The following is an 18365-nucleotide window of genomic DNA, read 5'->3' as shown; positions in this document are numbered from 1 at the left end:
GCGAGTGCGCCCTACTCCACGCCCGCTTCGTCCGGCGTGAATTCGTACACCGACGAGCAGAACTCGCAGGTGACGACGACCTTGCCGTCCTTGACCATGTCGGCGCGGTCCTTGGGAGCAAAACTCTTCAGCATCGCGGACACCGCATCGCGCGAGCAGGAGCACTGCGCACGCAGCGATTGCGGAGCGAAGACGCGGACGCCGCGTTCGTGGAACAGGCGGTACAGCAGCCGCTCGCCGGACAGGTCCGGATCAATCAGCTCGACGTCTTCCACCGTCGAGATCAGCGACTGGCCCTCGACCCAGGCGTCGTCATCCGGCACCGAGTGGGTGACGGTGCCTTCCGGCGCGTCGCCGGGATGCAGGTCGGCCTGCTTGGCGCGCTCGGGCGACTTCGGCAGGAACTGCAGCAGGATGCCGCCGGCGCGCCAGTGCAGCTTACCGCGCTCCCCGCCGCGCATTTCCTCGCCGACCGCTAGCCGAACCCGGGTCGGGATCTGCTCGGAGCGCAGGAAATATTCATGGGCGGCATCTTCCAGGCTGCCGCCATCGAGCGCCACCAGCCCTTGGTAACGGCTGGTGTTGGAGCCCTGGTCGATGGTCATCGCCAGATGGCCCTTGCCGAGCAATTCGCCCGAGCTCTGGCCGTCCTTGAGCTGCGCCTTGTCGTAGCGCGCATAGGCGCGCAACCGGTCCGGCGCCTGGAAATCGACGATCAGCAGCGACACCGGGCCCTCGGTCCGGGTCTGCAGGATGAAGCGGCCCTCGAACTTGACGGACGAACCGAGCAAGGTCGTCAGCACGATGGCCTCGCCGAGCAGCTTGCCGACCGCGGGCGGATAATCGTGCTTGTGCAGGATCTCGTCGAGCGCCGGGCCGAGCCGGGTCAGGCGCCCGCGCAAGTCCAGCGCGCCGACCTCGAAGGCCAGCACGGCATCGTCAACAGGAACCGCCGAGGGCGCGCGAACCGGCGCCTCGGCCTGGATTTTGATGTCGGGGGATTGTGAAACCATGGCGCTCTATCTGGGGTCTCGGACCATGAAATAAAGGGGGTTCAGCATACCCAAGGTCGACGTCGTCCCTGCGAAAGCAGGGACGCATAACCACAGGATTTTGTCGTGACACAAGGCGTCTCCCCTTGTGCCTTTTTCGCGGGCCGCGGCTTATGGGTCCCGGCTTTCGCCGGGACGACAGCATTTTCTTGGCGCTACGCGACCGCGTCGAAACACCAGGCCAGGATGCCCTTCTGCGCATGCAGGCGGTTTTCGGCCTCGTCGAACACCACCGATTGCGGGCCGTCGATCACCTCGTCGGTGACCTCCTCGCCACGATGTGCGGGCAGGCAGTGCATGAACAGCGCATCGGGCTTGGCCAGCGACATCAGCTTGGCATTGACCTGATAGGGGCGCAGCACGTTGTGGCGATGCTCGCCCTCCTTGTCGCCCATCGACACCCAGGTGTCGGTGACGACGCAGTCGGCGCCGCGCACCGCGGCCTCCGGATCGGTGCCGAGCATGATCGGCGCATTGGTCGCCTTGATCCAGTCGCGCATCGGCTTCTTCGGCGCGAGTTCCGGCGGGGTCGCGACGTTGAGCTGGAACTTGAAGCGTTCGGCGGCGTGCGCCCAGGAGGCCAGCACGTTGTTGTCGTCGCCGGTCCAGGCCACCGTCCTGCCCTCGATCGAGCCGCGGTTCTCCTCATAGGTCATGAGGTCGGCCATCACCTGGCAGGGATGCGAGCGCCGGGTCAGCCCGTTGATCACGGGCACGGTGGCGTGGGCGGCAAGCTCGAGCAGCGCATCGTGGTTGAGGATGCGGATCATGATCGCATCGACATAGCGCGACAGCACGCGCGCGGTGTCGGCGATGGTCTCGCCGCGGCCGAGCTGCATCTCGGCGCCCGTCAGCATGATGGACTCGCCGCCGAGCTGGCGCATGCCGACGTCGAACGACACCCGCGTGCGGGTCGACGGACGCTCGAAGATCATCGCCAGGGTCTTGCCCTCGAGCGGCCTCTTGCCCTTCTCGTGAGCCTTCAGTTTCGCCTTCATGGCAGCGCCGGCCGAGAGCATGTTGCGCAGCTCGGCGAGCGGCAATTCGTTGATATCGAGGAAGTGACGCACGGGCTTGCTCATTACCCCGCCGCCTTCTTCGGCTGCGCCGACAGTGTGGCGCAGGCGCGCTCCAGCGCGGCGATCGAGTGGTCGATCTCGGCCTCGGTGACGATCAGCGGTGCCAGGAAGCGCACGACGTTGTCGCCGGCGCCGACGGTGAGCAGCTTTTCGCCGCGCAGCGCCGCAATCAGGTCGCCCGAAGGCACCACGGCCTTGACGCCGATCAACAGGCCCTCGCCGCGCACTTCGGACAGCACCGACGGATAGCGGTCGACCACGGAGGCGAGCTTCTGCTTGAGCAGCAGCGACATCTTCTGCACGTGCTCGAAGAAGCCGGGCTTGAGCATGACGTCGAGCACGGCATTGGCCGCAGCCACCGCCAGCGGATTGCCCCCGAAGGTCGAGCCGTGCGAGCCGGGCGCCATGCCTTCCGCGGCGTTGGCGCTCGCCAGCACCGCGCCGATCGGGAACCCGCCGCCGAGCGCCTTGGCCAGCGACATCACGTCCGGCGTCACACCAGTGCGCTTGTAGGCGAACAATTCGCCGGTGCGGCCCATGCCGGTCTGCACCTCGTCGAAGGCGAGCAGCAGGCCGTGCTCGTCGCAGAGCTGGCGCAGCGCCTTGAAGAAGGCCTGCGGCGCAGAGCGCACGCCGCCCTCGCCCTGCACCGGCTCGATCAGGATGCCGGCAGTGTGCGGGCCGATCGCCTTCTTCACCGCCTCGATGTCGCCATGCGGCACCTGGTCGAAACCGTCCATCGGCGGGCCGAAGCCCTCGAGATATTTGGCCGAGCCGGTAGCGGCGAGCGTGCCGAGCGTGCGGCCGTGGAACGCGCCCTCGAAGGTGATGATGCGGTAGCGCTCGCCATGTCCCTTGGAGAAATGATGGTGGCGGACCAGCTTGATCACGCCCTCCATTGCCTCCGCGCCGGAATTGCAGAAGAACACGAAGTCGGCAAAGCTCTGCTCGCAGAGCCGCGCGGCCAGCACCTCGCCGTCCGGGCTCTTGAACAGGTTCGACATGTGCCAGAGCTTGGTCGCCTGTTCCTGCAGCGCCTTGACCAGATGCGGGTGGGCGTGCCCGAGCGCGTTCACCGCGACGCCCGAGGTGAAATCGAGATAACGGTCGCCGTTGGTTGCGATCAACCAGGCGCCCTCACCGCGCTCGAAACCGAGGTCGACCCTGGCGAAGACGGGGAGCAGATGCGAGGCAGTGCTGTTGGTCATGGCGATCACTGACGGGTTTGAAGCCGCCAATTGCCGCGCGCCTTGATGCCAGCGCAGCAACGGCCAGCTTCGAAAAAACAAAACGTGCCGCTTTCGGGCGGCACGTAAAAGGCATTCTAGGCTGCGCCCGGTCCGTGTCAATCGTCACGAAAGGGCCTTGCCACGCGGCGAAACGCGCGCAATCCGGATTATTCCGGTGCGGTGGAAAAGCCTGATTGCAAGGCTTAAGTGTGGGAACATGTGGACGCGCAGCCGCGGACTCTTGCGCCAGAGTCACGCCATATTGTAGCGTTTGGCCTGTCGGGTACGACATCTCGTGCGGCGGTACTGGACCCTCTAAGTAACCTTTGTTTCTGCGTAAAACGTTCGGGCGAACAGCGCGCCCGGCGAGGGTTAAGGGATTCTGACCGCAGGGATTTTTTGACGGAATTGGCCCGCAGCGCCCCCATTGCCTGGCCGGCGCTCTGCGAAGGGAAGAAGCGATGACGACATTGACCTGGTCTGACGATCGCGTCGAACAGCTTAAGAAGCTCTGGGAAAGCGGCCTGTCGGCCAGCCAGATCGCGGCGGAACTTGGCAATGTGACGCGGAACGCCGTGATCGGCAAAGTGCACCGGCTCGGCCTATCCGGCCGCGCCAAGGCGCCCTCCACCGCCGCGCCGCGGCCGCGCAAGGCGAGGCCCGCCCAGCACATGATGCGGGTGTCGCGTCCGGTGTCGCGCGGCAACACCGCGCTGGCGCACGCCTTCGAGGTCGAGCTGGAGCCGGATCCGATCGCCTACGACAACGTGGTGCCGATGAGCCAGCGGCTGTCGCTGCTCGAATTGAACGAGGCCACCTGCCACTGGCCGGTCGGCGATCCCTCGAGCCCGGAATTCTTCTTCTGCGGCGGCAAGGCGCTCTCCGGCCTGCCCTATTGCGCACATCACTCGCGCGTCGCCTACCAGCCCGCCGCCGATCGCCGCCGTCCCTCGAACAAGCCGCAGCTCAAGTAGCTTTTTCTGCAGCCCGGATGCAGCGAAGCGCAATCCGGGAAGGTCTCACGGCGGACACAAGGCCCCGGATTTCGCTTCGCCGCATCCGGGCTACGAGCCAAAAATAAATCCCCGCGCAAGCGGGGATTTATTTTGCCGGCTTGCTGCAACCCTTACGGCTGCGGCTCGGCCTTGGCGAAGCGATCGTCGAGCGCGTAGCCGGCGCCGCGGACAGTGCGGATCGGGTCCTGCTCGCGGCCCGGATTGAGCAGCTTGCGCAGGCGGCCGATATGCACGTCGACGGTGCGCTCGTCGATATAGATGTCGCGGCCCCAGACGCTGTCGAGCAGTTGTTCGCGGCTGAACACGCGGCCGGGATGCTCGAGGAAGAATTCGAGCAGCCGGTACTCGGTCGGCCCGAGATCGATCGGGCGGCCGGACCGCGCGACGCGGCGCTTCTCGCGGTCGAGCTCGATATCGCCATAGGTCAGGACGGTGGCGAGCCGCTCGGGGCTGGCGCGGCGGAGCAGGCCCTTCACCCGCGCCAGCAACTCGGGCACCGAGAACGGCTTGACGATGTAGTCGTCGGCGCCGGTGGCGAGCCCGCGCACGCGCTCGCTCTCCTCGCCGCGCGCGGTCAGCATGATGATCGGAAGCTGCTTGGTCTCGGGCCGCGCCCGCAGGCGGCGGCACAGCTCGATGCCGGAGAGGCCCGGCAGCATCCAGTCGAGCACTACCAGGTCGGGAACGCGCTCCTTCAGGCGGGTGTCGGCATCATCGCCGCGCCCGACCGTTTCGACATCGTAGCCTTCGGCATCGAGGTTGTAGCGCAACAGCGTCGTCAGCGCTTCCTCGTCTTCGACTACCAGAATGCGTGCGCTCATCGGTCCAAGTTCTCTCTCTGTCGTGATGAGTTACCCAGAGGGGCTCAGTTACCCGGCACTGTGGTGGCAAAGTTGGTCATGTCGCCCTTCGGGCGCTTGTCGGTGATCTGCTGACCCTCGATCATGTAGAACACGGTCTCGGCGATGTTGGTGGCGTGATCGCCGATCCGCTCGATGTTCTTGGCGCAGAACATCAGATGGATGCAGAACGAGATGTTGCGCGGGTCTTCCATCATGTAGGTCAGCAGCTCGCGGAACAGCGAGGTGCAGATCGCATCGACCTCCTCGTCGCCCTTCCAGACGTTCATCGCCGCCGGCAGATCGTGCGCGGCGTAGGCGTCGAGCACCGACTTGACCTGCGACAGCACGAGGTCGGTCATGTGTTCGAGGCCGCGGATCAGCTTCAGCGGCTGGAAGTCGCTCTCCAGCGCCGCGACGCGCTTGCCCATGTTCTTGGCGAGGTCGCCGATCCGCTCGAGGTCGGTCGCCACCCGCATCGCGCCGACGATTTCGCGCAGGTCGATCGCCATCGGCTGGCGGCGGGCGATGGTCAGCACCGCGCGCTCCTCGATGACGCGCTGCAGGTTGTCGATCTCGATGTCGGCGGCGACCACGCGCTTGCCGAGCGCGACGTCGCGGCGGATCAGCGCGTCCACCGACTCGGTGATCATGCGCTCGACGAGGCCGCCCATCTCGGCGACCAGCCGGGTCAATTCCTGCAGGTCGCTGTCGAATGCCTTGGCGGTATGTTCAGAAGCCATCGTTGTCTCCCTCAATCATGATCCCTTGGAATTCGTGGGGACCACGATCTCATGTCCTCATTTCAGCATGATCTCGGCGAGAAGCAATCCACGCCGTTTTCCGATCGTGCCTTAGCCGAAGCGGCCGGTGATGTAGTCCTGGGTACGCCGATCACTGGGCGAGGTGAAGATCTTGTTGGTGTCGTCGAACTCGATCAACTCGCCGAGATACATGAAGGCGGTCTTGTCGGACACGCGCGCCGCCTGCTGCATGTTGTGGGTGACGATCGCGATCGTGTAGTCCTCGGACAGCTCCTGGATCAGCTCCTCGACCTTGGCGGTCGAGATCGGATCGAGCGCCGAGCACGGCTCGTCGAACAGGATCACTTCGGGCCGCACCGCCACCGTGCGCGCGATGCACAGGCGCTGCTGCTGGCCGCCCGAGAGCGACAGGCCCGAGGCGTTCAGCTTGTCCTTGACCTCGTTCCACAGCGCGCCGCCGCGCAACGCCTTCTCGACGCGGCCGTCCATCTCGGACTTCGAGATCTTCTCGTAGAGGCGGATGCCGAACGCGATGTTCTCGTAGATCGTCATCGGGAACGGCGTCGGCTTCTGGAACACCATGCCGACCCGAGCCCGCAGCAGATTGAGGTCGAGCTTGGGGTCGAGGATGTTGGTCTGGTCCAGCATCAGCTGGCCGACCGCGCGCTGGCCCGGATAAAGGTCATACATGCGGTTGAAGATGCGCAGCAAGGTCGACTTGCCGCAGCCCGACGGGCCGATGAACGCCGTGACGCGGTTGGTACCGAGCGCCAGGTTGATGTTCTTCAGCGCGTGGTGCTCGCCGTAATAGAAGTTGAGGTTGCGCGCCGTGACCTTCGGCGCTGCCTCCGGCAGCGGAGTGTGGGGAGCATTGGTGGCGGCGGTGGTCGAAATGGAAAGCTCGGTCATTTTGCGGCCCTTTCGGCACCAAGGATGCGCGCGCCGATGTTAAGCGCGAGGACAGTGAAGGTGATGAGCAGCGCGCCGCTCCAGGCCAACTCTTTCCAGTAGGCGTAGGGGCTTTGCACGAAGTTGTTGATGGTCACCGGCAGGTTGGCCATCGTCTTGTTCAGGCTGAGGCTGAAGAACTGGTTCGACAGCGCGGTGAACAGCAGCGGCGCGGTCTCGCCGGCGACGCGGGCGGTGGCCAGCAGCACGCCGGTGATCAAACCCGACCGGGCAGCGCGATAAGCGATCCGCTTGATCACCAGCGAGCGCGGCAGGCCGAGCGCGCTTGCCGCCTCGCGCAGCGGATTGGGCACCAGCAGCAGCATGTCCTCGGTGGTGCGCAGCACGACCGGGATGACGATGACCGCGAGCGCCAGCGCGCCGGCGATCGCCGAGAAGCCGCGCATCGGCACCACCACCGCGCCGTAGATGAACAGGCCGATGATGATCGAGGGCGCGCTGAGCAGGATGTCGTTGATGAAGCGGATCACCGAGGTGAGCCGGTCATGCTTGCCGTATTCGGCGAGATAGGTGCCGGCGAACAGGCCGAGCGGCGCGCCGATGCCGACCCCGATCACGGTCATGATGACCGAGCCGACGATGGCGTTGAGCAGGCCGCCCTCGGTCGAGCCGGGCGGCGGCGTGTTCTGGGTGAACAGCTGCACGCTGAGGCCGGCGATACCGTTATAGAGCAACGTCGCCAGGATCAGGGCGAGCCAGGTGACACCGAACGCGGCGGCTCCGAAGCAAAGCGCGCGGATGACGATGTCGTTGCGGCGGCGGGATTTGTAGATCGGGTTCATGGCGTCACTTCCCTGCCTTCTTTTCCAGCCGCAGCAGCATCAGCCGTGCTCCGGCGAGCACGAAGAAGGTCAACACGAACAGCAGCAGGCCGAGCAGGATCAGGCCGGACTGATGCAGCCCGTCGCTCTCGGCGAATTCGGAGGCGATCGCGGCCGAGATGGTGGTACCCGGCGCGAAGATCGACGAGGAGATGCGGAACGAGTTGCCGATGATGAAGGTCACCGCCATGGTCTCGCCGAGCGCGCGGCCGAGCGCCAGCATGACGCCGCCGATCACGCCGACCCTTGTGTAGGGGATCACGACGTTCTTGACGACTTCCCAAGTGGTGCAGCCCATGCCGTAGGCGGCTTCCTTGAGCACCGGCGGCACGGTCTTGAACACGTCGACCGAGATCGCGGTGATGAAGGGCAGCACCATGATCGCGAGGATCAGCGCCGCGTTGAACAGGCTGAGATACGACGGCGGGCCGGCGAAGATCGCGCCGAGCACCGGCACGCCTTCGAAAATGCGGATCATGAACGGCTGGAACGTGTTGGCGAGGAACGGGCCCAGCACGAAGAAGCCCCACATGCCGTAGATGATCGACGGAATGCCGGCGAGCAGCTCGACCGCGATGCCGATCGGGCGGCGTAGAAATTGCGGGCACAGCTCGGTGAGGAACACGGCGATGCCGATACCGACCGGAATGGCGATCAGCATCGCGATGACCGACGTGACCAGCGTGCCGTAGATCGGGCCGAGCGCGCCGAGCACCGGCGGATCGGCCGAGGGCGCCCAGCGCTGCGTGAACAGGAAAGAGAAGCCGTATTCCCGCATCGCCGGCCAGGCGCCGACGATCAGCGACAGGATGATGCCGCCGAGGATCAGAAGAACCGAGATCGCCGAGAGGCGGGTGACCCAGTAGAAGGTCGCATCGCCGAGCTTGAACGCACTGAGAGCCTTGGCGCGATCATAAGGACCGGCAGCTTCCATCACATCGCCCTGAACAGCCATGTCCGCCACGCCTATCCCCTCTCTACTATGTGAAAACAACGCAAACCGCTACGCCCCCGAAGCGATCTTTCACTGACGCGCTTGGCCGAGCGTCATTCCGGCTGCGCCTCCGCGAAGGCGCCGGCTCGGGCTCCATTGTTCTTATGGGTCGTGACGGAGCCCGGGCCTTGGTCGCTTGGCCTGTGCCGCCATTGCGCGGCACAGGCCTGTTTCGAAACGCTCGTCTTAGCTCTTGATGTCCGACGACCAGGTCTTCTCGATCAGCTTGACGACCGAGTCCGGCATCGGGATGTAGTCGAGCTCTTCGGCCGCCTTGTCGCCCTTCTCGAAAGCGTACTTGAAGAACTTGAGAGCTTCCTGCGAGGCCGCCTTGTCGGTCGAGTCCTTGTGCATCAGGATGAAGGTCGCCGCGGTGATCGGCCAGGAGGCATCGCCCGGCTGGTCGGTCAGGATCACGTAGTAGCCGGGAGCCTTGGCCCAGTCGGCGTTCGCAGCGGCGGCCTGGAAGGCCTCCATGGTCGGCTGCACGGTCTTGCCGGCCTTGTTGACCAGACCGGTGTAGGTCAGCTTGTTCTGCTTGGCATAGGCGTATTCGACATAGCCGATCGCGTTCTTGGTCTGGCTGATGTTGCCGGCGACGCCTTCGTTACCCTTGGCGCCGACACCGGCCGGCCACTCGACCGCGGTGCCCGAACCGACCTTGGACTTCCAGTCGGCGTTCGACTTGGAGAGATAGTCGGTGAAGTTGAAGGTGGTGCCCGAACCGTCCGAGCGGCGCACGACGGTGATGGCGTCGGCCGGCAGCTTCAGCTTCGGATTGAGCTTGGCGATCGACTCGTCGTTCCACTTGGTGACCTTGCCGAGATAGATGTTGCCGAGCACTTCGCCCGACAGGATCAGTTCGCCCGGCTTGATGCCTTCGAGGTTCACGACCGGCACGATCGCGCCCATCACCATCGGCCACTGGACGAGGCCGTCCTTCTCGAGCTGCTCGGCCTTGAGCGGTGCGTCGGTGGCGCCGAAGGTCACGGTCTTGGCCTGGATCTGCTTGATGCCGGCACCGGAGCCGATCGACTGGTAGTTCAGACCGTTGCCGGTCTCCTTCTTGTAGGCGTCAGCCCACTTCGAATAGATCGGGAAGGGGAACGTCGCGCCTGCGCCGGTAATATCGGCAGCGAAGGCTGACGTCGAAGCGGCGACCATGCCGGCAGCGACGATTGCTTTGATGAAATTCATGGGGTGGTCTCCATCTTGTGAGCGAAGCGCCGAATGCGCCCGATCGCGCCCACGCCGGTCCATCTAGGAGCGGTCGGTGCCGGTTTTATAAAGGTTAGATGACAGTTGGATGACAGACCCAAGCCCTTGAAAATGCTCAACTTTGGGTTGGCATTTGGGCCTTCGGGCGGGGAAAACAGGCGGTAAAAGTGGCCCCGTTGCGCGGTATGCTTTCGATCAAAAGACGCCCGCGATGACGGTTAAGAATATGTTTCACCAAGGATAATCCGAGGCCGGTTCCGCCCTGGTTGCGGCTGTCGCCGACATCCACCCGGTAGAACCGCTCGGTCAGCCGCGGCAGGTGCTCCGGAGCGATGCCGGGGCCGAAATCGCGTACCATGATGCGGATTTCAGGGCTCGGCTCCCCCGCCCCTGCCTGGCTGAGCGACACTATGACGCGGCCGCCGGAGGCGCCGTATTTCAGCGCATTCTCGATCAGGTTCTCGAACAGCCGCAGCAGTTCCTCGCGGTCGCCGGCGATCGTGACCGGAGTCTCGGGCAGATCCAGGTCGATCTCGACCTGGCGCTCGGCGACCAGCGCCTCCAGCCCGTCGACCACCTGGCGGATGATCGGCACGATGTCGATCAAGGCTTCGGGCCGGACATGGGCCGAGAGCTCGACCCGCGACAGCGACAGCAGATCGTCGATCAGCCGCGCCATGCGGGTAGCCTGGGTGTGCATGATGCCGAGGAAGCGCTCGCGCGCCCGCGCGTCGTCGCGCGCTGGTCCCTGCAGCGTGTCGATGAAACCGGACAGCGCGGCGAGCGGCGTGCGCAACTCGTGGCTGGCATTGGCGACGAAGTCGGCACGCATCTCCTCGACCCGGCGCAGCGGCGTCAGGTCGTGGAAGGTCATCAGCATGCATTTGTCGGTGCCGCCGAACGGCGTCGGCACCGGCACAGGGGTGATCACCAGCTCCATCCAGCGATCGACCGGCACGTGGTCGGTGTAGGTGGCGCGGCGCGGCTCGGCGGTCGCGATCGCCTCGCGCAGTGCGGTGATGATCTCCGGCGAACGCAGCGCAAATTGCGCCAATTCGTTCTTGCGCAGCGCCGGCGCGAGCTGCGCGGCCGCGGCGTTGAGATGGATGACGCGGCCGGCGCGATCGAGCAGCACGGCGGGATCCGGCATCCCGGCGACCACGGCGCTGACTGCCGAAGCCTCGACCGGGTTGACGCCGCGAACATCCTCGCGCGAGGTCGAGGCATCGTGCAGCCGCCACGGCACCAATGCCGCGGCCGCGATGCAGGCGAACACCGCACAGGCGCGCACCGGCGACAATTCGCCGAGCGCGACGACCACGCTCAGCGCAAGCGCGGCGGCGAGCAGGATCAGGGCGGCGTGACGCAGCCGGTCCGGCCACGGCGAGAAGATCGAGGAAGGTGAATCGTCAATTGCCATCGCGGCGGCTTTCTTCCCTTCGGTTCGCGGCTCGCCCGGCAAGGTCAATCACCCTGCCCGCAGGAGCCGTCCGGCCGCACGATCAGACGCCGGAGTCACCGCGCTTGCGGACCAGAACCGCCTCGTGATGCGGCTCGGCGCGGGGACCCGAATCAGCCTGGGGCAGCCGTTTGAATCGGGCGCCGACGATAACCTCCCGAAACGTCAGCAAGATTACAGATATGATGAAGGGGGCAATATAGTAGAGCAGGCGGAACAGCAGCATACCGCCGAGCAGGTCCTCGCGGTCCATCTGCCAGAGGCCGACCAGCATGGCGGCATCGAACACCCCGAGCCCGCCGGGGGAGTGGCTGGCGAAGCCGAGCAGCGTCGCCGACACGAAGATCACGGCGACCACGACGAAGCCGAGATTGGGCTCGTCCGGCACCAGAACATACATCGCGAGCGCGCAGAAGCCGAGGTCGACGATGCCGATCGCGATCTGCAGCAGCGTCAACGGGCCGCCCGGCAACGTCACCGTCCACGGGCCGCGCCCGACCACCCGCGGCTGGGTCCAGACCCAGACCACATAGGCGACCAGCGCGGTGATGATCGCAAACGCCAGCGTGCGGTTGAGCCAGGGCGGCAGCTGGTCGATGTTGGCGGCGGCTTCCGGATGATAGGCGATGCCGAGTCCGAGCACCGCGGCATTGCCGAGCCAGAAGGTGAGGCCGGCGAGGAAGCAGATCTTGGCGACGTCAATCGCGTTCAGCCCCCAGGCCGAGTAGATCCGGTAGCGCACCGCGCCGCCGGTGAAGACGCTGGCGCCGACATTGTGCCCGATCGAATAGGAGGTGAAGGCGGCGAGCGCGTTAATGCGGTAGGGCACGTGGGCGTGGCCGATCGCGCGCACCGCGAACAGATCGTAGAAGGTCAACGTGAAGTAGCCCGCCGCAACGAACAGCGCCGCCAACGCGATCTGCCGCGGCTCGGTGCTCTTGATGGCTTCGAGCACCTCGTTGGTGTCGATGCCGCGCAGCATATGGTAGAGGACATAGCAAGCAATGCCGATGACGGCGACGCTGATGACAACGCCCAGCTTGTGCAGGATTTGCTTCTGGCGCAGCAGCGCCATCGCCCTGCTTATTGCTTGCAGCATCTAGACCTCGAATTGCGATCTCGCGACGACGGCTCCCGGGCGAACCCCGCCGACGCTCCGCTGTTCCCTGCCCCGTGTAGCGCGTTTTGTGCCGGAGTGGAATTCGTCAAAGGACAATAAAACGCGCGTCTTCAAGATATTAGGGACGATTCATGACAGCGGATGCACAAATTTGAGCGTTTCCCGCCACCTTCGGCCAAGACCTTCGGCGGGGGTGCCGCAGATGGCCAGCGAAATCGTCCGCAAGCCATCCCGGGAAACTACGGTGGGCGGCGCGTCACCGCGCCGCGGCATGGCTCAATTCGCGGGCTTGCTGCGCGAGACCACCCAGTCGCGCAACCAGGAGCCGACCGCGCAGCCGACGAGATAGAGCGCGAACATCACGAGCAACAGGTCGAGCCAATAGCCAAACCGACCGGGCACGACGTGCGCGAACGAGGCCGCGACCAGCGCGACCGCCAGCACCGCCAGCCAGCGCATCCAGAGCTTCGGCACCCCCTGCGCGCGATGCACCACGGCGATCCAGCCCATGCCGAAGCCGAGCAGCAGCGCCGCCAGCAGCCAACCCCAGAAGAATGTCGCAAGCGCAGCCATCGCTACTTCACCACGAATTCGATGCGCCGGTTCTGCGCCTTGCCGTCTTCGCCGTCATTGGCGGCGACCGGCTGGGTGCTGCCATAACCGATCGGCGTGAAGCGGCTGGCCGGCAGGCCGGCCCGCACCAGATAATCCATCACCGCCTGCGCGCGCTTTTCCGACAGCGCCTGGTTGGCGGCTTCCTCGCCATCGCTGTCGGTGTGCCCGGCGATCTCGATATTAGTGGTCGGACAGCGCATCGCGGTCTCGATCAGCCGATCGAGCAGGCCGGCTGAATCGGGCACGATGTCGGCCTTGCCGGACTCGAAGCGGATGCGGCCCTTGGTCAGGGTGTCGGCGAACAATTGCTGGCACACCGTGGCATCGACCGGCGCCGAGGCCGGCTTCACCGATATCTCCGCCTTGTACTGCCAGCCCTGCGGAAAATCCTTGCCGAGCCCGCCGCGGATCTGGCCGGCGGCGGCGTCGTAGAGCGCATCGCCCGACAGCTTCACCTCGCGGTCCGACACCACGAGCGTGCCGGTCGACAGCCGCGACAGCGCGCCGAGCGCCGGCACCACCGCCGCGGCAAAGCCCGAGGGTGCGCCGACACTGGCCTTGAGATTGTCGACCACCTTCTCGCTGAAGAACTTGCGGCCGGCGGCGGCGACCAGCGCCGCGTGCACGTTGTTGTCCGGCACGTAGCCGGTCAGCGTCAGCGTCAGCGCGACCGGATCCTTGTAGGCCTGGAATATGTAGGGCGGCGCCTTGATATCGTTGGCGGCGACCGAATAGCCGTCCGGCAGGTTCTTCAACGCCGCAGCGACCGCCTCGCGGCCGCCGAGGTCGCGCGCCATGCCGGCGAGATTGATCTTGTTGTCGGTCAGCGTGATCTTGCCGTCCTTCAGCTTGCTGATCTGGTCGAGCAGCAGCAGCGCGACGGCGTCGAACCGCGGCGGCGCGCCGCGGGCGAGCCCCATCTGGTCGACCACCTCGACACCGCCGAGGCCGGCCTTCGCCGCTTCCATCAATTTTCCCTTGCTCGACGGCAGCGGCGCGCTGCCGCCCAGCGTCACCCGGACGACGTCGCGCTCGGCGGACCAGACGAACGGCTTGGCTTCCGGAACCAGGCGGGTCTCGTCGTTCACCAGCCGCACGCCCGGCACGGCTTCGACCGAGGCCACGGCGCTGAGCCGGCCCTCCTCGGAGAAGGCGTTGGCCGCGAACGTCACGTCGCGGCCGTCGACGCTGATGCGGCGCTTGTCGAGAACGCTGTCCTTCAGTGCGGCATTAGAACGCGCGGCAACGTCGCCCTCGACCGCCGTCGTGCTGGTCCAGGCCGCGAGCCCCCAAAAGACGGCCAGCGGAATCACCCCCGGCCACCATTTGCTACTCCACTTGAAAAGTCCGTGCATTCAGCGTCCTGCGGCTCGGGAAGCAGAGAGAAAACAAACCCTTGGCTGGCTGTCAAACCCCAAATCATGCGCTCCGAGGGAAGCGCCGTGTTGGAGCGGGCTAACCGTTTATTCAGTGGTCTTTTGCTAGGTTTGCGGCGGAATGCAAACCGGCCAACCAGCCCACCCATGAAACAATTCCGTACCACGGTGATCCGCGCGGGGCTGGAAGCGCTGTACTTCTCCGGCGCGCATCTGTTGCTGCGGCCGATCTTCGCCGGGGTCGGCGCCGTCTTCATGCTGCATCACGTCGGCCCGGCACGCTGTGACGCGTTCCAGCCGAACCGGCATCTCGCGGTCACACCCGACTTCCTGCGCGCGATGCTGACGCATCTGCGTGATCTCGACGTCGATGTCGTCAGCATGGACGAGGCGCATCGCCGCCTCACCGAACGGAATTTCACCCGCCGCTTCGCCTGCTTCACCGCCGACGACGGCTATCGCGACAACCGGGACTACGCGCTGCCGGTGATGCGCGAATTCGACGCGCCGCTGACCGTCTACGTCACCAGCGACTTCGCCGAAGGCTGCGGCCGGCTGTGGTGGGTCGCGCTGGAGCGGGTGATCGCGGCAGGCTCCGCCATCGAGGCACCGATCGACGGCACCATGACGCGGCTCGACACGTCGACCGCGCCGGCCAAGCAGGCCGCATTCAACCGCATGCATGGCTGGTTGCGCTCACTGCCCGGCGAGCGGGAGATGCAGGCCGAGATCTCGGCGCTTTGTGCCCGCCACGGCATCGACGAAAGCAGCATCGCACGCGAGCTCTGCATGTCCTGGGACGAGCTGCGCACCTTTGCCAAGGATCCATTGGTCACGGTCGGCGCGCACACCGTCACGCATTGCAATCTCGCCAAGCAGAGCGAGACGATCGCATCGTTCGAGCTGGCGACCAGCCGCGCCCGGATCGAGGACGCGCTGCAGCGGCCGGCGCGGCATCTCGCCTATCCCTATGGCGACCGGCTCGCCGCCGGACAGCGCGAATTCGCGCTCGCCAGATCGATCGGCTTCCAGACCGCGGTGACGACCCGGCCGGGCATGCTGTTTCCCGAGAGCGCCGACCATCTCACGGCGCTGCAGCGCGTCTCGCTGAACGGTAACTTCCAGGATGCCCGCCTGCTCCCGGTGCTGACCTCCGGCGCCGCCACCGCGGTGTGGAACGGCTTCCGCCGCATCGACGCGGCGTAGGTGTCTCTCACCCCTTGCGCCAATGCGTAGCCCGGATGCAGCGCAGCGCAATCCGGGACAGTCGCGCCGCGGATAGTCTGCCCCGGATTACGCTTCGCTCCATCCGGGCTACAAGCTTCCCTCTGCCCCTCAGCTTCCTTGACTCGCTCCCCGGCCGCGCCCAGAACCGCTGGCAAGACAAACGGAGGAACGCATGTTCAAGGATCTGTTCTCACTCAACGGCCGCGTCGCGCTGGTGACCGGCGGTTCGCGCGGCATCGGCAAGATGATCGCATCCGGCTTCCTCGCACAGGGCGCGGCAAGGGTCTACATCACCGCGCGCAAGGCGGGGCCGTGCGAGGCCACCGCCCAGGAGCTCACCGCCGCCTATGACGGTGAGTGCATCGCGCTGCCGATCGACATCTCGACCGTCGAGGGCTGCGACAAGCTCGCCGCCGAGATCATCAAGCGCGAGCCGAAGCTCGACATTCTCGTCAACAATGCCGGCGCGGCCTGGGGCGCGGATTTCGACGAATTCCCGGAGAGCGGCTGGGACAAGGTGATGAACCTCAACGTCAAGTCGATCTTCTTCCTGACCAAGGCGCTGGCGAAGCCGCTGCGCGCGGCGGCGACGCATGACCGACCGGGCAAGGTGATCAACATCGCCTCGATCGACGGCATCTTCGTCAACCCGACGGAGACCTATTCCTACGGCGCCAGCAAGGCCGCGGTGATCCACCTGACACGGCGGATGGCGACACGGCTGATCAAGGACAACATCAACGTCACCGCAATCGCGCCGGGCGCATTCAAGTCGGACATGAACCGGGCCGCGCGCGATCACGCCGACGAGGTCGCCAAGCGCGTTCCCGCGCGGCGGGTTGGCACCGATGAGGACATGGCGGGCGTTGCGATCTACCTCGCCTCGCGTGCCGGCGACTATGTGGTGGGAAATACCATCGCGGTCGATGGCGGCGTGGTCTACGCGACCGCGGGTCTGGAGATCGCGGGTTAGCTGCGCCTCGCATCGACCATCATGAGGCAATAAAGAAAGGGGCGAGCCAGGGACCTCTCGGCTCGCCCCCTTCGTGGTCCTCTCCGGGAGGGAGAGAAGCTCTTATTTGAACGTGATCGATCCGGAAAACCGCTCTGCACTTTTCCGGATCATGCGCGCGATCAGGTCTCGATCCGCACGTACTCGAAGTCGCCGGGCTTGTTGTCGATGCCGACCTTGGGCGCCGAGATCCAGGAGGCGAACTGACCGGGCTCGGTCACCGGCTTCATCAGCGAGGCGATGAAGTCGCCGTCCTCGGTCGAGGGCAGCCATTCGTTCTTGCGCTTGGCCCAGGTCGCATTGTCGATCAGGAGGCCGTCGGGCGTCGCGTGGACGTCCTTGAACTCGCCGATCTGGCGATGGAACACCGTGTTCGGCACCGCGAGCTTGTAGTCGTAGCCCGCGCTCGAGATCACCTTGTTCCAGCGCAGCATGCCCTTGACGCAGTCCTGCGTGTAGTCGTCGCGCAGGCGCATGTTGAGTGCCGTCAGCGCCGGCTCGTCAACCATCTTGATCTGGCCATCGACCAGCTTCATCACCGGATAGGTCGAGTTCTTGAGCTGGTGATCGTCCTCGATCGTGGTTTCCTTGTAGCGGCCCTTGATGCCGGCATTGAAGGCGTTCGCCGCGTTGGTCGAGACCTCGGAGCCGAACAGGTCGAGCGACAGCGAATAGTGCAGGTTCAGCTTCTTCTGGATGGTCGGCAGGTCGATCACGCCGAGCGCGCGGACCTTCGCGATGTCGGTCGGATCGGTGATGCCGGCCTCGCGCATTGCATCGCAGGTGCGCTGCACGACGCGGGTGATGCCAGTCTCGCCGACGAACATGTGATGCGCTTCCTCGGTCAGCATGAAGCGGCAGGTGCGCGATAGCGGATCGAAGCCCGACTGCGCCAGCGAGTGCAGCTGCATCTTGCCGTCGCGGTCGGTGAAGTAGGTGAACATGAAGAACGACAGCCAGTCCGGCGTCGCCTCGTTGAACGCACCGAGCATGCGCGGCGAGTCCGCGTCACCCGAGCGGCGGCGGAGCAAATCATCCGCTTCCTCGCGGCCGTCGCGGCCGAAATACTTCTGCAGCAGGTAGACCATCGCCCAGAGATGGCGGCCTTCCTCGACATTGACCTGGAACAGGTTGCGCATGTCGTAGAGTGACGGCGCGGTCTTGCCGAGATGGCGCTGCTGCTCGACCGAGGCCGGCTCGGTGTCGCCCTGGATCACGATCAGGCGGCGCAGCATCGCGCGGTGCTCGCCGGGGACTTCCTGCCATGCCGGCTTGCCGTAATCCTCGCCGAACGGGATGACGCGATTTTCTTCCTGCGGAGCAAGCAGAATGCCCCAGCGATATTCCGGCATCCGCACGTAGTCGAACTTGGCCCAGCCGCGCGGGTCGACCGAATAGGCGGTGCGCAGGTAGACCAGCGACTCCTGGAAGCCGTCCGGACCCATGTCGCTCCACCAGTCCATGTAACCGGGGTGCCAGCCTTCCAGCGCCTTGAGCACCTGGCGGTCCTCGGCGAGGTTGACGTTGTTCGGGATCTTGGTCGAGTAATCGACGTTCATGATGTTCATGTTCATG

Annotated in this window: 17 protein-coding genes; 3 read left to right on the top strand and 14 right to left on the bottom strand. The window is 65.4% G+C overall.

What is annotated here, in order from left to right; all coding sequences use genetic code 11:
- Positions 1–11: 11 nt before the first annotated feature.
- The 3 genes from JQ633_RS06260 to JQ633_RS06250 all read right to left on the bottom strand — a co-directional run bounded on the left by JQ633_RS06260 (position 12) and on the right by JQ633_RS06250 (position 3339).
- Positions 12–1013 carry an Hsp33 family molecular chaperone gene (locus JQ633_RS06260; protein WP_211983542.1) on the bottom strand — a complete coding sequence of 334 codons (1002 nt, stop codon included), beginning with the start codon at positions 1011–1013 and terminating at the stop codon, positions 12–14.
- Positions 1014–1207: 194 nt separating this feature from the next.
- Positions 1208–2134, bottom strand: a complete 927-nt coding sequence (argF, locus tag JQ633_RS06255; protein ID WP_211983540.1) for an ornithine carbamoyltransferase — start codon at positions 2132–2134, stop codon at positions 1208–1210.
- On the bottom strand, positions 2134–3339 hold the full coding sequence (locus JQ633_RS06250; RefSeq protein WP_211983538.1) for an aspartate aminotransferase family protein: 1206 nt from the start codon (positions 3337–3339) through the stop codon (positions 2134–2136). Before JQ633_RS06250 ends, argF begins: the two co-directional genes overlap by 1 nt.
- Positions 3340–3821: 482 nt before the next feature.
- On the opposite strand from JQ633_RS06250, the gene JQ633_RS06245 reads away from it, so the two are divergent.
- Complete coding sequence (locus JQ633_RS06245) at positions 3822–4334, top strand: GcrA family cell cycle regulator (RefSeq protein ID WP_211983536.1); 513 nt, start codon at positions 3822–3824, stop codon at positions 4332–4334.
- 152 nt (positions 4335–4486) lie between these two features.
- Here JQ633_RS06245 and phoB read toward each other — a convergent pair whose 3' ends face one another.
- From phoB to JQ633_RS06195, 10 genes are all read right to left on the bottom strand, one after another.
- The gene (phoB, locus tag JQ633_RS06240; RefSeq protein WP_016844067.1) at positions 4487–5197 is read right to left on the bottom strand and encodes a phosphate regulon transcriptional regulator PhoB; all 711 of its coding nucleotides are present in this window, start codon (positions 5195–5197) and stop codon (positions 4487–4489) included.
- A 44-nt stretch (positions 5198–5241) separates the two neighbouring features.
- Positions 5242–5958 carry a phosphate signaling complex protein PhoU gene (gene phoU, locus JQ633_RS06235; protein ID WP_195786143.1) on the bottom strand — a complete coding sequence of 239 codons (717 nt, stop codon included), beginning with the start codon at positions 5956–5958 and terminating at the stop codon, positions 5242–5244.
- A gap of 111 nt (positions 5959–6069) precedes the next feature.
- Complete coding sequence (pstB, locus tag JQ633_RS06230; RefSeq protein ID WP_211983534.1) at positions 6070–6888, bottom strand: phosphate ABC transporter ATP-binding protein PstB; 819 nt, start codon at positions 6886–6888, stop codon at positions 6070–6072.
- Entirely contained in the window at positions 6885–7730 is an 846-nt protein-coding gene (pstA, locus tag JQ633_RS06225) for a phosphate ABC transporter permease PstA (RefSeq protein WP_211983532.1), read from the bottom strand. Before pstA ends, pstB begins: the two co-directional genes overlap by 4 nt.
- A gap of 4 nt (positions 7731–7734) precedes the next feature.
- Positions 7735–8724 carry a phosphate ABC transporter permease subunit PstC gene (pstC, locus tag JQ633_RS06220; protein WP_211983530.1) on the bottom strand — a complete coding sequence of 330 codons (990 nt, stop codon included), beginning with the start codon at positions 8722–8724 and terminating at the stop codon, positions 7735–7737.
- Positions 8725–8949: 225 nt separating this feature from the next.
- Positions 8950–9960 (bottom strand): phosphate ABC transporter substrate-binding protein PstS, encoded by a 1011-nt coding sequence (pstS, locus tag JQ633_RS06215; RefSeq protein WP_211983528.1) that lies wholly within the window; start codon positions 9958–9960, stop codon positions 8950–8952.
- A gap of 136 nt (positions 9961–10096) precedes the next feature.
- Positions 10097–11401: an ATP-binding protein gene (locus JQ633_RS06210; protein WP_211983526.1), complete on the bottom strand. Its 1305-nt coding sequence runs from the start codon at positions 11399–11401 to the stop codon at positions 10097–10099.
- A gap of 82 nt (positions 11402–11483) precedes the next feature.
- The gene (locus JQ633_RS06205; protein WP_249158868.1) at positions 11484–12539 is read right to left on the bottom strand and encodes a lysylphosphatidylglycerol synthase domain-containing protein; all 1056 of its coding nucleotides are present in this window, start codon (positions 12537–12539) and stop codon (positions 11484–11486) included.
- 297 nt (positions 12540–12836) lie between these two features.
- A complete protein-coding gene (locus JQ633_RS06200; RefSeq protein WP_211983517.1) occupies positions 12837–13133 on the bottom strand; it encodes a hypothetical protein in 297 nt (98 codons plus the stop codon).
- A 2-nt stretch (positions 13134–13135) separates the two neighbouring features.
- A complete protein-coding gene (locus tag JQ633_RS06195) occupies positions 13136–14530 on the bottom strand; it encodes an OmpA family protein (RefSeq protein WP_211983515.1) in 1395 nt (464 codons plus the stop codon).
- A gap of 168 nt (positions 14531–14698) precedes the next feature.
- On the opposite strand from JQ633_RS06195, the gene JQ633_RS06190 reads away from it, so the two are divergent.
- The gene (locus JQ633_RS06190; protein WP_211983513.1) at positions 14699–15757 is read left to right on the top strand and encodes a polysaccharide deacetylase family protein; all 1059 of its coding nucleotides are present in this window, start codon (positions 14699–14701) and stop codon (positions 15755–15757) included.
- A gap of 193 nt (positions 15758–15950) precedes the next feature.
- Positions 15951–16751: an SDR family oxidoreductase gene (locus JQ633_RS06185; protein WP_211983504.1), complete on the top strand. Its 801-nt coding sequence runs from the start codon at positions 15951–15953 to the stop codon at positions 16749–16751.
- 161 nt (positions 16752–16912) lie between these two features.
- Here the strand turns inward: JQ633_RS06185 and boxB are convergent, their stop codons facing one another.
- On the bottom strand, positions 16913–18364 hold the full coding sequence (gene boxB / locus JQ633_RS06180) for a benzoyl-CoA 2,3-epoxidase subunit BoxB (RefSeq protein ID WP_211983502.1): 1452 nt from the start codon (positions 18362–18364) through the stop codon (positions 16913–16915).
- Position 18365: the final 1 nt, after the last annotated feature.

The sequence above is a fragment of the Bradyrhizobium tropiciagri genome (genome assembly GCF_018130505.1).
Taxonomy (GTDB): Bacteria; Pseudomonadota; Alphaproteobacteria; order Rhizobiales; family Xanthobacteraceae; genus Bradyrhizobium; species Bradyrhizobium tropiciagri_B.
Note: the sequence above shows the minus strand (reverse complement) of the source record. Positions and strands in the feature narration are given on the sequence as shown.